Origin of the sequence: Actinomyces sp. ICM58 (genome assembly GCF_000283035.1) — a bacterium.
Taxonomy (GTDB): Bacteria; Actinomycetota; Actinomycetes; order Actinomycetales; family Actinomycetaceae; genus Pauljensenia.
This window is the reverse complement of the sequence record NZ_ALIY01000125.1, coordinates 1-13,886: the sequence shown is the minus strand read 5'-3', so window position 1 is coordinate 13,886 and position 13,886 is coordinate 1. Positions and strand designations below refer to the sequence as shown.

Sequence of the window (13,886 nt, the reverse complement as noted above, 5' to 3'; positions counted from 1 at the left end):
GTGGGCCCGCTAATACGAGCGTGGGCAGCCCCGCCCAGACACGGAATAGTGGGTTTACGTGCGATATTGCGGGTCAGCGCACGCTATAGCGGGTTCGCGTGCGAGCGACGCACGAGGCCAGGCGCCGTTGTGACCACAACGCAGACCACCTCGCCCACGACACCCCATTGTCGGCGTTTTTCACTGAGGTGGTCTGCACTTTGGGCGCCACGCCGCCCCGAACCGCGACCTCACCACCCCGAACCACGACCTCGCCGCCCCGAATCGCGAGCTCACCGCCAGCAAACGGGGGGAATTGCACCATTAGAGGTGCGACACGCCGGCGACACGCCGTGGCGATGCTTCTAATGCTGCAAAACCCCCCACCATTACCCGAACAGAGTCAGGTTGCGGCACCCACGAGCGCAAGGACCAGGCCACGGTGTCCTCTCACCCGATCATGGGGCGCCATACACGGGCCGGCGATGCAGTATTCGCGGGAACGAGGCAAATACGACCAACTAAAATAGTGACTTTCCCGCGCAACAAAGCCGAAAAGTCACCCTGCTAGCAACACGATTTGTCCATCCTCATAGTTGGTCCCAACCAACTAAAGTACCGACTTTCCCGCACTAATAAGCCGAAAAGTCGCCACAAAACCAACACGTAGTGTCCTATAACCCTTAACCCGCGGCTTGCACCCCGAGCGAGCGCCCCAGGCTCAAGAAAACCCCGGAACCTGAAGCGGTCCCGGGGTCCGGTGGCGGAGGATGGGGGATTCGAACCCCCGAGGGCTTGCACCCAACACGCTTTCCAAGCGTGCGCCATAGGCCACTAGGCGAATCCTCCGTGCACATCGTGCCGGACAATCATAAGCAATAAACGGCCCGCAGCGCCAATCCAAGCCAATGGAGCCGGTCACAGCCTCGTCTACAGGATGGAGATCGAGGTCCACACGAAGGCGATGATGGCGTCGTAGATGAGGGCTGCGATGGCCTCGTGTTGGCCGATCCGATCGGGGAGTTTTTGTGCCTCCATCAGGGCAATGACGGCGAGGACCGCGCCGACGATGAGGGGCAGCCCGAAGATCGCGAAGACGCTGACCCACAGGGCGGTCTTCGCCAGGGGGTTGGTGACGGGCTTGGGGGAGGTGTAGCCGCCGTCGGCGAAGACTTCGTGCATGTTGACGTATTCAGTTCCGGGGAAGTGCGGGGCGGCAAGGCCAACGGCAGCGGGGTTGGCGGGAGCGTACCCGTAGCGGTCATCGACGCCGCGCGACGCATAGGGGAATCCGGTGCCGGCTCCCGGGTAGGGGGCGACGGCCTCGGCAAGACGGGGCGACGAGGCCGGGGTGGCCACTGCCGGGGGCGTGCCGCCGGGCGCGGAGGGGTGGGGTGCCGGTGCGCTCATGCGTCCACTATCCCATATCGAAAGGGGCGTCCACCACACTTTGCGTGGGGACTGGGTTTTTCGGTATCAAATGCCGCGGGACTTGGCCGGAACGCGCTACCCTGTTGTTCCGACCGGTACGGCCATCCCGCCCATCAACTGATCGGATTTGTACGCTTATGAGCGAAACGAAGACCTCGCTGTTCCGTTGGAAGCTTCACGGTAACGGCACATCCATTAATCCTGGCGACGTCGTCCTCCCGGGCGAGCGGCTGTCGTGGCCGCGCACCGCTGGCATTGGCGCCCAGCACGTGGTCGCAATGTTTGGTGCGACGTTCCTTGTTCCGTTGTTGACGGGTTTCCCCCCGTCAACAACGCTTTTTTTCACTGCGATCGGCACCCTGCTGTTCTTCCTGATCACGGCGGGCCGTCTGCCCTCGTACCTGGGTTCCTCGTTCGCCCTGATCGCCCCGATTACCGCTGTGTCGGCGTCCATGGGGTCCTCCTACGCGCTCGGCGGCATCATTGCGACGGGTGCGACGCTTGCTACGGTTGGCTTGATCGTTCACTTCGCGGGCGTGCGCTGGATTGACGCGGTCATGCCGCCCGTGGTGACGGGCGCGATTGTGGCTCTCATCGGCCTGAACCTGGCACCCGCCGCATGGAACTGGGTGAAGGAAGGCCCGATCACTGCTGTCGTGACGATCGTGTCGATCTGCCTCGTGACGGTCCTCTTCAAGGGTATTCTGGGCCGCCTGTCAATTCTCATCGGTGTGCTGATCGGCTACGTGGCTGCGATTATCCAGGGCCAGGTTGATTTCTCGACCGTGAGCAAGGCTGCCTGGATTGGCTTCCCCGAGTTCCAGGCCCCGAGCTTCGCCCCGTCGACCCTGGGCCTTTTCCTGCCGGTCGTGTTCATCCTGGTCGCCGAGAACGTCGGCCACGTGAAGTCCGTGTCCGCGATGACGGGCGAGAATATGGATGACCTGACGGGCCGTGCGCTCATGGCGGACGGCTTGTCTACGATGCTGGCTGGCAGCGGCGGCGGCTCGGGTACGACGACCTACGCGGAGAACATCGGCGTGATGGCGGCGACCCGCGTGTATTCGACGGCCGCGTACCTGATCGCGGCTGGTGTTGCCTTGGTTCTGTCGATGCTGCCGAAGTTCGGCGCGCTGATTGCGACGATTCCCCCGGGCGTCCTCGGCGGCGCGGGCACGGTCCTGTACGGCATGATCGGCATGCTGGGCGTGCGTATCTGGGTGCAGAACCGCGTGGATTTCTCCAACCCGGTGAACCTGAACACTGCCGCGGTGGCCCTGATCGTCGCGATTGCGAACTTCACGTGGAAGATCGGTGACATGTCCTTCGAGGGCATCGCGCTGGGCACGGCCGCCGCTCTGGCGATCTACCACGGCATGCGCCTGATTTCGAAGCTGCGTGGCACGAACCTGGAGGCGGCGTCGCCCGCGTCGGCGCCGTCGGGTTCGGAGCTGGAGGGCGAGGCGTACTCGAAGCGCCACCGCTCCCCCGCGCCGCAGGCTGACGCCTGATCTGACGCTTTCATTGACGAGGCCGGGGCTCGGCCACTCGCTCACCGCTCGGTGAGGGGTGTGTCGGGCCCCGGCCTCGTTCATCTCTCCCAATTTCGCATGCAATTCCCCGAGCGCGCCACGAACACCGTCAGCCCGATGCCCGGAATTCCAACGTTTTTGGGCGCACCCACAAAGTGACCGACTGAGAATTGCATGCGAGTTTTCAGAGGAGGGCGGCAGCCAGGAAGGCCGCGATCATTCCAAGGATCAGCATGAGGTCTCTTTCGTCGATAAGCCATGAGAGTGGGTACCAACCTACTCCTGACAAGTGCAGATCAACCAAGACGCAGCGCAGCGATCACCGCATGATCAACGAGTGTTCCCTCACAGGTTGCAACCATGAAGACCATCTAGGATTCATCGCTCGCCCCGCCACCGCGCAGCTCGTCGAGCATGCCCGCCGTGATGATGCCCGAGGGCAAGGCGACGACCGCGACGCCCATGAGCGAGGAGATCATGGCAATGGTGCGCCCCACGTCGGAGGAGGGGTAGAGGTCGCCATAGCCGACAGTCGTCAGGGAGACGACCGCCCAGTAGACGGCGTCGAAGAAGGTGTTGAAGGTGTCCGGCTCGACGTTGAAAATGACGAGGGCGCTGACGAGGATGTAGCCGATCGCCAGGCAGAGGACGGCCAGCAGTGCCTCCCTTTGCTTCTCGAACACGGCGGCGATGGCGGAGGCGCTCTTCGAGTAGCGGATGAGCTTGAAGGCACGCAGCGCACGGAACAGACGCAGGACTCGCAGCGTGCGCAGCGCGTCGTTGAGGGCGTTGAAGACGGGCAGGATCGACGCCAGGTCGATGATCGCCATCGGCGTGAAGGGGTAGATCAGGAACGACGTCGCGCCTTTGCGTAGCTTCAGGTCCGCCGTCGCCCAGCGGGCCAGGTAGTCGACGATGAACACGAGGACGCACACGTATTCAATCGACTCAAGGACGGGGCTGAACCCCTTGAAACATAGGGGAAGGAGGCTGGCGATAATGAGCACGGTCATGATGCGGCCGTACCACAGTGCCGCGCTGTCTTCGCCGTTCAGCAGAGAGTAGAGACGTTTTCGCACCGTTGACACTCCTCATTGATAGACGCGTGACGCACCAAGAAAACTCACCCGCCACTGGGAACCCCCCGTGCACGAAGCGAGGGGCACGACGCTTGTCAGTCGCCGACACCACGCACTGTAGCACCGCACGGGGGCCCGCCAACCACACCCCACACACGGTTCGAGAGCCGTTCGACGAGCACACAGTAGCAACCGATTTCGTGAAAGCATCAACGAGTTTCCCCTCACACTCGCTATACATATCAATTATTTCTACGTAATGTGTTGACTATGGCAACGGATGCATCATCGCTGTTTACTGCCCTCGTGAGCGCGGAACTACGCGCCTGGAACGCGGTTGAATCCGCGCTCTGCGAGGCGAACAACCCCCTGTCACTGGGCCGCTTCCTGGTCCTGCGCACCGTGCGCGACACCCCCGCCTGCCGCATCCAGGAGGTGGCCGCGAGCCAGGGCATCACGTTGGGCGCCGCCTCACGCCTGGTCGACCGCCTGCACCGCGACGGCCTGCTCCATCGGACGCCGTGCGAGCACGACCGCCGCGCCACGATCCTGACGGTCACCGACACGGGCATGACCCACCTCGCCAGCGCCGAGGCCATCGTCACCGCCGAGCAGGAACGACTCCTCGCACCCCTCTCCCCGGGCCAGCGCGAACACCTCGCCCACGCGCTCGCCCTCATTGACGAGGCCGCGGACCCAACTGCCGGAAACGCGCAGGGATGCGGGAAGGGGCGCGCATGATCCGCTTCGACCACGTCTCGAAGACCTACCCGGGCGGCACGCGCGCCGTCGAGGACTTTTCCCTCCACGTCGAGCGCGGCTCGACGACGGTCCTCCTGGGAACCTCGGGCTGCGGAAAGACGACGCTCATGCGCATGGTGAACGCGATGGTCACCCCGACCTCGGGCGCGGTCTTCGTGCGCGGCGCCAACGTCGCGGACGAGGACCCGGTGCGCCTGCGCCGCTCGATCGGCTACGTCCTGCAGGAAGGCGGCCTGTTCCCGCACCGCACGGTTGCGGACAACGTCGCGACCGTGCCGCGCCTGGAGGGCGCCGGCAAGAAAGAGTCCCGCGAGCGCGCCCTCGAGCTCCTGGGTCTGGTGGGCCTGGACACGCAGATGGCTGATCGCTACCCCTCCGAGTTGTCGGGCGGGCAGCGTCAGCGCGTGGGGGTCGCGCGGGCGCTGGCGAACCGCGCGGACATCCTGCTGATGGATGAGCCTTTCGGCGCGCTCGACCCGCTCGTGCGCGCGGATCTGCAGCGGGAATTGAAGGAGATTCAGCGCTCGCTGGGTACGACGATCCTGTTCGTGACGCACGACGTGGATGAGGCCTTCACCCTGGGTGACCAGGTCGCCGTCCTCTCCACGGGCGGGCACATCGAGCAGGCGGGTCGCCCGCTCGATCTACTCACCTCCCCGGCCTGCGCGTTCGTCGCCGACTTCGTGGGGGCCTCGCGCGCGGCGCGCCCGGTGCGCGTGACGGGCTCCCACGGCCTGGTCGTCGACGAGGCGGGAACCCCGGTGGGCACGCTCACGCAGGGCACGCGTGAGCAGGGAGGGGACGAGGCCACGGCCTCCTCGGCCCCCTCGCCCGCGCCGCGCGGAGGCGCCGATCCCGCCGGAGTGCGCCTATGAGCTGGCTGTCCTCGAACCTGGCGCTGATCGGCGAGCTGACCGCCGAGCACCTGTGGATCGCCCTGCCGGCGATCGTGCTCTCGGTCGCGCTCTCGGTGCCAATCGCCCGCTGGGCGGCGTTTTCGCACCGGGGCGGCTGGGTCCTGTCGGCCCTGTCGGCCCTGTATGCGGTGCCGTCACTGCCTCTCCTGGTGGTGGTGCCGGTGATCATCGGGGTGGCGCTGCGCTCGAACGCGAACATGATCGCGGTGCTCACCCTGTACGGCGTGGCCGTCCTGGTGCGCCAGGCGACCGAGGGTTTCCGCACGATCCCGGGCGCGACCCTGCGGGCGGCGAACGCGTGCGGCTACTCGCTGCCGCGTCGCTTCGTGGAGGTCGAGCTGCCCCTGGCGACGCCGGTCATCATCGCGGGGACGCGCGTGGTCGCCACGTCCACGGTGTCGCTTGTGACGGTGGGCGCGTTTATCGGGGTGCGCTCGCTGGGCACGCTGTTCACGGACGGTTTTCAGCGCGGCATCACGGCCGAGGTCGTGGCCGGCCTGGTCACGACGGTGCTCCTGGCGCTCGTCGTGGACGCGGCCGTGCAGGGGATCGGCTGGGCGCTAACCCCGTGGGCGAGGAGGGGGACGGCGTGAGCATTCTCTGGGAAGCCCTGATGTGGCTTGCGACCCCGGCGAATTGGATGGGCGAGTCGGGGATCCTTGCCCGGAGCGCCGAGCACCTGGGCTTAACCCTCCTCATCGTCGCGCTTGCGACACTGGTGGCACTGCCCGTGGGCACGTGGATCGGGCACACGGGCAGAGGCCGGTGGCTGGTAAGCGCGACGGGCGGAGCCCGCGCGGTCCCCACCCTGGGCGTGCTGACGCTCGCGGGCCTGTGGCTGGGCATCGGCCTGGCGGCTCCGACGCTGGCGCTTCTGGTGCTCGCGATCCCGCCGCTGCTGTCGGCGACGTATTCGGGGATCGCCTCGACGCCGCGTGCGACGGTGGATGCCGCCCGCGCGATGGGGTTGACTGAGCGCCAGATTCTTGTGGGTGTCGAGGCGCCCCACGCGGCGGGCCTCGTCGCGGCCGGTGTGCGCTCGGCGACCCTGCAGGTGATCGCGACGACCACCCTGGCGGCCTACACGGCTAACTATGGCCTGGGCCGCTTCCTCTACGCGGGGTTGAAGACCCGCGACTACGCGCAGATGATCGGCGGCGCGATCGTCGTCGTCGCGCTCGCTCTTCTCGCGGATGCTGCGCTGGCGGCCGCGAGCCGCGCACTGCGCGCCCGCACTCACTCGCGCGTTGACGCGGGGAACAATTCACTCAAGGAGTCACTATGAAACGCTCGATGATCACGCTCGCGGCCGCCGCCGCGTCCGCCCTGGTCCTGGCCGCCTGCGGGTCGGCGCAGACCGTCGACGGAGGCGCCACGGCCTCGTCCACGATCGTCGTGGGCTCGCAGGATTACTACTCGAACGAGATCATCGCCGAGGTCTACGCGCAGGCCCTGGAGGGCGCCGGGTACACGGTGGATCGACAGATGCGTATCGGTCAGCGCGAGGTCTACATGCCCGAGCTCGAGGCCGGCTCGATCGACGTGTTCCCCGAGTACACGGGCAACCTGTTGCAATACCTGGATTCCGAGGCGTCCGCGCGATCCTCGGATGAGGTATACGCGGCGCTGACCGCCGCCCTTCCGCAGGGGTTGCGTGCCCTCGACCAGGCGCCGGCGACCGACCAGGATTCCTACGTGGTGACGGCCGACTTCGCCGCGGAGCATTCACTGGCCTCGATCGGCGACCTGGCGGGAGCGGGGCCGCTGATCCTGGGCGGGAACTCGGAGCTTGAGACTCGCCCGTATGGCCCGGCTGGCTTGTCGCAGGCCTACGGCGTGACGGTGTCCTTCACGCCGATCGAGGATTCGGGCGGTCCGCTGACGGTCAAGGCGCTGAGGGACGGGGACATTCAGCTGGCGAACATCTACTCCTCGGATCCGGCGCTGGCGGACGGCACTCTGACGGTCCTGGCGGATCCGCAGGGCCTGTTCTTGGCCTCGCACGTCGTTCCCCTGGCGTCGGCTCGCGTGGACGATGAGGCGGCTGCCGTCATCAACCGCGTGAGCGCCGCGCTTGAGCCCGCGGATCTGGTGGAGATGAACCGCGCGTCCACGCAGGAGCAGCGGTCGGCGTCGCAGATTGCCCGGGAGTGGCTGTCCTCCAAGGGTTTGCTGTCCTGAGAACACCCGCGTGGGACGAGGCCGGGGCTGGGGAGCGTGTTCGCGTTCCGCGCCCCGGCCTCGTCGCGTGTGAATATGGGCACAACTGCACCGTTTTATGTGACCCACACCATCATTTGACCTACTTTTTACATTTGTAACCAAAATGTAATGCGCACATGATGGACACGTCCGGATACTTCCACACGCGACGGGCTACCCTCGAAGACATGACCACGGGCATAGCCCACCGGTCCCGTCCATCAACCAGGAGGTAGTAACCATGAACCTGAAGAAGGCATGGCTCGCCATTCCCGCGGCGGCTGCGCTCGCGCTGACCGCCTGCGCCGGTGGCGGCGGATCCGCCGCCACCACCACCAACAACGGTATCGTCCTCAACGGCTCCGAGCCGCAGAACGCTCTGCTGCCCGGCCAGACCTCTGAGACCGGCGGCGGCCGCATCCTCACCGCGATGTTCAGCCAGCTCGTCCGCTACGAGGCCGACGGCACGGCCGTCCTCGACGTCGCCGAGTCCATCGAGCCCAACGAAGACAACACCCTGTGGACCGTCAAGCTCCACCAGGACCGCAAGTTCTCCGACGGCACCCCCGTCAAGGCCGAGAACTTCACCCGAGCCTGGAACCTCATCACCTCCCAGAACCAGAAGCAGGCCTCCTTCTTCGACTCCTTCGACGGCACCAATGAGGAAGGCGTCGGCGAGCTGACCGGCGTCCAGGTCGTTGACGACTACACCTTCACGATCAAGCTGAAGAACCCCGCCTACGACCTCATCACCCGCCTGGGCTACACCGCCTACGCGCCGCTTCCCAACTCGACGCTGGACGACCCGGACAAGGGCGGCCAGGTGCCGGTCGGCAACGGCCCCTACAAGCTGGCCTCCGACGACGCTTGGGAGCACAACGTCAAGATCACCCTCGTCCCCAACGAGAACTACGTCGGCGACGAGAAGCCCCAGAACGAGGGCGTGACCTTCGTCTTCTACAACTCGATGGATGCCGCCTACAACGACCTCAAGGCCGGTAACGTCGACGTCCTCGACGCCGTCCCCTCCTCCGCCATGGCCTCCTACCAGCAGACCTTCGCGGGCACCTCCGTCAACGAGCCCTACGCCGGCATCATGACGCTGACCATCCCGCAGTACCTCGACCACTTCAAGGGCGAGGAAGGCAAGCTGCGCCGCCAGGCCATCTCGATGGCCATCAACCGTGACGAGATCACCTCGACGATCTACGCCGGCGCGCGCACCCCGGCCAAGGACTTCACCGCCCCCACCCTTCCGGGCTACTCCGACTCCCTGCCCGGCTCCGATGTCCTGACCTACAACGAGACCAAGGCTAAGGAACTGTGGGCCCAGGCCGACGCCATCGCCCCGTGGGACGGCACCTTCGAGATCGCCTACAACTCCGACGGCGGCCACAAGGAATGGGTGGACGCTGCCGCCAACTCCATCAAGAACACGCTGAACATCGACGCCCAGGGCAAGGCGATCGTCGACTTCAAGACCATGCTCCAGCAGGAAGATGACCAGACCATCGGCGCGGCCTTCCGCTCCGGCTGGCAGGGCGACTACCCGTCGATCTACAACTTCCTGCAGCCCCTGTACGTGACCAAGGCCGCCTCGAACAAGGGTGAGTACTCCAACCCCGAGTTCGACGCCCTGATCACCAAGGCGGCGGGCGCCACCAACGCCGAGGAAGCCACGGCGGCCGCGCAGCAGGCCCAGGAGATCCTCCTGCAGGATCTGCCCGTCATCCCGCTGTGGTACTACAACGTCAACGGCGCTTGGTCCAAGAACGTGACCAACGTGACCTTCGACTGGAGGGGCCAGCCCGTGCTCACCCAGATCACCAAGAACGCGAGCAAGTGAGTTCCTAGGAACTCTCCTCACCCGAGGGGGTGGGCGGCACCGGCCGCCCACCCCCTCGGCGCACCCCGACCTGACAAACACGATTAGACCGGCATATGTCGCCTGCCCGCGCACCCGTGAGGTGCTCACCCCGCAGGAGCCGCCCGCAATGTGGGCCACACTTTCGCCCACGAACAAGGGAAAAGCCCTGATCCTCTGGCCACATCACGCCCCCCACGCCTCATTTGCCCATTCTTTACCCTATGATGGGACATAAAGGCAGCCCCGCCCCCAGCGGGGCGCACGAACGGGAACGGCACCGCGCCCATCCCTCGACACGAATCTAAAGGATTGCCCATGCTCCGCTACATCGGACGGCGACTCCTCCAGACCATCCCGGTCTTCTTCGGAGCCACCTTTCTGATCTTCGCGATGGTCTACCTGATGCCAGGTGACCCCGTTGCCGCCCTCGGTGGCGACCGCGGCCTCACCGAGGCGGCCGCCGCTCAGATCCGCGCCGAATACCACCTCGACCAGCCCTTCTGGATGCAGTACCTGCTCTACCTCAAGGGTGTCTTCACCCTCGACTTCGGCAAGTCCTTCAACCAGCAGCCCGTCATCGACGTCATGGCGCGAGCCTTCCCCACCACGATCGCCCTGGCCATCTACGCCCTCGCCATCGAATCCATCTTTGGTATCACCCTGGGCGTCATCGCCGGCGTGCGCCGCGGCGGCTGGTTCGACTCGACGATCCTCGTATTCTCGCTCCTGCTGATCTCGGTGCCCACCTTCGTCCTGGGCTTCGTCCTCCAGTTCCTCCTCGGCTTCAAACTCGGGGTCCTCCCGGTCACAGCCAGCGCCTCGGTCAACATGGCATCACTGACCATGCCAGCCATGGTCCTCGGCGGTGTCTCCCTGGCATACGTCATCCGACTCACCCGCCAGTCCGTCTCCGAGAACGTCTCCGCCGACTACGTGCGCACCGCCCGTGCCAAGGGCCTGGCCAACAGCGCCGTCATGACGCGCCACATCCTGCGTAACTCCCTCATCCCCGTCGCCACCTTCCTCGGCGGCGACCTCGGCGCCCTCATGGGCGGCGCCATCATCACCGAGGGCATCTTCAACATCAACGGCGTCGGCGGCACGCTCTGGCAGGCCATCCGTCTGGGTGAAGCCCCCACCGTCGTCTCCATCACGACCGTGCTCGTCCTGGTGTACATCCTGGCCAACCTCATCGTTGACCTCCTCTACGCCGTGCTCGACCCGAGGATCCGCTATGAGTGATTTCATCCCCTCCGCCAACATTTCCCGCACCCGCGCGGGACAGGACCACTACGTCTCCGAGATCGACGAGACCGGCCTCGGTGCCGTCGACGCGGTCCCCGACGAGGGCGCCCCCTCTTCCATGTGGGGCGAGGCCTGGAAGCGCCTGCGCTGCCGCCCGATCTTCTGGTTCGCCGCCACGATCATCTTCTTCGCGGTCATGATCTCGGTGTTCCCCTGGCTCTTCACCAGCCAAGACCCGCGCTATTGCGTGCTCTCTAACTCCCTCGGCGCCCCCGAGCTGTGGAGCCACCCCTTCGGCTTCGACAAGCAGGGCTGCGACATCTACTCGCGCGTCATCTACGGCGCCCGCGCCTCCGTCTCCGTCGGCATCCTGACGACCATCGCCGTCACCCTCATCGGCGGCACCATCGGTGCCCTCGCCGGCTACTTCGGCGGCTGGCTCGACTCCCTCCTCTCGCGCATCACCGACGTCTTCTTCGCGATCCCCCTGCTCCTGGCAGCCATCGTCTTCATGCAGATGTTCAAGGAGTCGCGCTCCATCGCCATGGTCGTCGTCGTCCTGTCCGCCTTCGCCTGGACCTCCATCGCGCGTATCACGCGAGGATCCGTCATGAGCGCGAAGAACGAAGAATTCGTCACCGCGGCCCGCGCCACCGGCGCCTCCCGTGCGCGTATCCTCATGAACCACATCATCCCCAACTCGATGGCCCCCATCATCGTGTACGCGACCGTCGCACTGGGCACCTTCATCGTCTCCGAGGCCTCCCTGTCCTTCATGGGCATCGGCTTGCCGAGCTCGGTCGTCTCCTGGGGCGCCGACATCTCCACGGCTAAGGACCAGCTGAGCGACGCCCCTATGGTTCTCTTCTACCCGGCCTCGGCCCTGGCCCTGACCGTCCTCAGCTTCATCATGATGGGTGACGCCGTGCGCGAAGCCCTCGACCCGAAGGCACGCAAGTGAGCGAAACGAACAACACCCCCCTCTCCGAGACGGAGATGGAAGAGATCGTCGAACGAGCCGTCGCCCCCGCCGCGGCCTCGGCCCCCGTCCACCCCGACGACGAGAAGCCCCTGCTCAAGATCACCGACCTGGAGGTCACCTTCACCTCCTCGACCGGCATCGTCCCCGCCGTTCGCGGCGCGAACCTGACCATCTACCCCGGCCAGACCGTCGCAATCGTCGGCGAGTCCGGCTCCGGCAAGTCCACGACGGCCGCCGCCGTCATCGGCCTACTGCCCGGCACCGGCAAGGTCGCGGGCGGAACCATCGAGTTCGACGGGCAGGACATCACCAACCTGTCCACGAACGAATGGGTGGCCCTGCGCGGATCCGGCATCGGCCTCGTCCCCCAGGACCCCATGAGCAACCTGAACCCCGTCCTGCGCGTGGGCTACCAGGTCAAGGAAGCGCTGCTCGCCAACAACGTCGTCCCCAAGTCCGAGGTCGGCGAGCGCGTTACCCAGCTCCTGGAGGAAGCCGGCCTGCCCGACGCTGAACGCCGCGCCAAGCAGTTCCCGCACGAGTTCTCCGGCGGCATGCGTCAGCGCGCCCTCATCGCCATCGGCATGGCCGCGCACCCCAAACTGCTGATCGCCGACGAGCCCACTTCCGCCCTGGACGTCACCGTCCAGCGCCGCATCCTCGACCACCTCGAAAAGCTGACCGCCGAGATGGGCACCGCCGTCCTGTTCATCACGCACGACCTCGGCCTGGCGGCCGAACGCGCCGAACAGCTCGTCGTCATGCACCGCGGCCGCATCGTCGAATCCGGCCCCGCCCTGGAGATCCTGCAGCGCCCGCAGCACCCCTACACGAAGCGTCTCGTGTCCGCCGCGCCCTCCCTGGCCTCGGCCCGCATCGAATCCGCCCACAAGCGCGGCATCCAGGTCACCGACGAGGAGCTCACCGGCGCAGGCAAGGGATCCGTCTCCACGGACGCCATCATCCGCGTCGAAAACCTCACCAAGGAGTTCGACATTCGCGGAGCCAAGAAGGGCAACAACACCTTCCTGGCCGTCGACGACGTGTCCTTCGAGCTGCGCCGCGGCACGACCCTCGCGGTCGTCGGCGAGTCCGGCTCCGGCAAGTCGACCGCCGCGAACATGATCCTGCAGCTCCTCGAGCCCACCGCTGGAACAATCTTCTTCGACGGCCAGGACACCTCGACAATGACCAGCGCGGAGCTCTTCCGCCTGCGCCGCCGCCTCCAGGCCGTGTTCCAGAACCCCTACGGGTCGCTGGATCCGATGTACTCGATCTACCGCCTCATCGAGGAGCCGCTGAAGATTCACGGCTACGGCACCCTCGAGTACGCCGTCCAGGAGATCAAGCGCGCCGAGGAGACCGGTCGTGAGCCCGAAGAGTGGATGACCACCCTCGTCGAGGCCTCGGAGGGCAAGCGCACGCTGACCGCGGCCGAGAAGCGCAAGCTGACCCCAAAGAAGCTGCGCATCGCCCGCGCCGCCGAGCTGCTCGACATGGTGGCCCTGCCGCGCAGCGCCATGCGCCGCTACCCGAACGAGCTGTCGGGCGGCCAGCGTCAGCGCGTGGCTGTGGCTCGCGCTCTCGCGCTCAACCCGGAGGTCATCGTCCTGGACGAGGCCGTGTCCGCCCTGGACGTGCTGGTGCAGAATCAGATCCTGTACCTGCTCAACGACCTGCAGGCGGAGCTGGGCCTGTCCTACCTCTTCATCACGCACGACCTGGCTGTCGTCCGCCAGATCGCCGACGACGTCATCGTCATGGAGAAGGGCAAGCTCGTCGAGGCCAACTCGACGGACGAGCTGTTCAACAACCCGGTCCAGGACTACACACGCGAGCTGATCGAAGCCGTCCCCGGCCGCAACATCCAGCTCAACCTGTGAGCAACTG

Annotated in this window: 12 protein-coding genes and 1 tRNA gene; 10 read left to right on the top strand and 3 right to left on the bottom strand. The window is 66.0% G+C overall.

Translation table 11 applies throughout. The features are described from left to right. Positions 1–740 precede the first annotated feature (740 nt). Together HMPREF1138_RS06065 and HMPREF1138_RS06060 are read right to left on the bottom strand one after the other, a co-directional pair. Positions 741–828, bottom strand: a tRNA-Ser gene (locus tag HMPREF1138_RS06065). Between the two features lie 81 nt (positions 829–909). Continuing rightward, entirely contained in the window at positions 910–1,389 is a 480-nt protein-coding gene (locus HMPREF1138_RS06060; protein ID WP_238318616.1) for a hypothetical protein, read from the bottom strand. A gap of 158 nt (positions 1,390–1,547) precedes the next feature. Between HMPREF1138_RS06060 and HMPREF1138_RS06055 the strand changes: the two genes are divergently transcribed. Further along, positions 1,548–2,921, top strand: coding sequence for a uracil-xanthine permease family protein (locus HMPREF1138_RS06055; protein WP_009057711.1), 1,374 nt, complete (start codon positions 1,548–1,550; stop codon positions 2,919–2,921). 392 nt (positions 2,922–3,313) lie between these two features. On the opposite strand, the gene HMPREF1138_RS06050 is transcribed toward HMPREF1138_RS06055, so the two are convergent. Continuing rightward, positions 3,314–4,021: an ion transporter gene (locus tag HMPREF1138_RS06050; protein WP_009057713.1), complete on the bottom strand. Its 708-nt coding sequence runs from the start codon at positions 4,019–4,021 to the stop codon at positions 3,314–3,316. Positions 4,022–4,327: 306 nt separating this feature from the next. Here HMPREF1138_RS06050 and HMPREF1138_RS06045 point away from each other — a divergent pair, with 306 nt between their 5' ends. The 9 genes from HMPREF1138_RS06045 (at position 4,328) to HMPREF1138_RS06005 (ending at position 13,879) form a co-directional block, all read left to right on the top strand. Next, positions 4,328–4,762, top strand: coding sequence for a MarR family winged helix-turn-helix transcriptional regulator (locus HMPREF1138_RS06045; RefSeq protein WP_238318615.1), 435 nt, complete (start codon positions 4,328–4,330; stop codon positions 4,760–4,762). After that, on the top strand, positions 4,759–5,658 hold the full coding sequence (locus HMPREF1138_RS06040) for an ABC transporter ATP-binding protein (protein ID WP_009057719.1): 900 nt from the start codon (positions 4,759–4,761) through the stop codon (positions 5,656–5,658). Before HMPREF1138_RS06045 ends, HMPREF1138_RS06040 begins: the two co-directional genes overlap by 4 nt. Then, complete coding sequence (locus tag HMPREF1138_RS06035; protein WP_009057717.1) at positions 5,655–6,293, top strand: ABC transporter permease; 639 nt, start codon at positions 5,655–5,657, stop codon at positions 6,291–6,293. The genes HMPREF1138_RS06040 and HMPREF1138_RS06035 overlap by 4 nt, the downstream gene beginning before the upstream one ends. Next, a complete protein-coding gene (locus HMPREF1138_RS06030) occupies positions 6,290–6,985 on the top strand; it encodes an ABC transporter permease (RefSeq protein ID WP_039937164.1) in 696 nt (231 codons plus the stop codon). The genes HMPREF1138_RS06035 and HMPREF1138_RS06030 overlap by 4 nt, the downstream gene beginning before the upstream one ends. Continuing rightward, entirely contained in the window at positions 6,982–7,881 is a 900-nt protein-coding gene (locus tag HMPREF1138_RS06025; protein ID WP_009057712.1) for an ABC transporter substrate-binding protein, read from the top strand. The genes HMPREF1138_RS06030 and HMPREF1138_RS06025 overlap by 4 nt, the downstream gene beginning before the upstream one ends. 262 nt (positions 7,882–8,143) lie before the next feature. Further along, positions 8,144–9,748, top strand: a complete 1,605-nt coding sequence (locus HMPREF1138_RS06020) for a peptide ABC transporter substrate-binding protein (protein WP_009057709.1) — start codon at positions 8,144–8,146, stop codon at positions 9,746–9,748. 336 nt (positions 9,749–10,084) lie between these two features. Further along, positions 10,085–11,011, top strand: coding sequence for an ABC transporter permease (locus HMPREF1138_RS06015; RefSeq protein ID WP_009057722.1), 927 nt, complete (start codon positions 10,085–10,087; stop codon positions 11,009–11,011). Beyond that, entirely contained in the window at positions 11,004–11,975 is a 972-nt protein-coding gene (locus HMPREF1138_RS06010; RefSeq protein WP_009057715.1) for an ABC transporter permease, read from the top strand. The genes HMPREF1138_RS06015 and HMPREF1138_RS06010 overlap by 8 nt, the downstream gene beginning before the upstream one ends. After that, positions 11,972–13,879 (top strand): dipeptide ABC transporter ATP-binding protein, encoded by a 1,908-nt coding sequence (locus HMPREF1138_RS06005; protein WP_009057714.1) that lies wholly within the window; start codon positions 11,972–11,974, stop codon positions 13,877–13,879. The genes HMPREF1138_RS06010 and HMPREF1138_RS06005 overlap by 4 nt, the downstream gene beginning before the upstream one ends. Positions 13,880–13,886 lie beyond the last annotated feature (7 nt).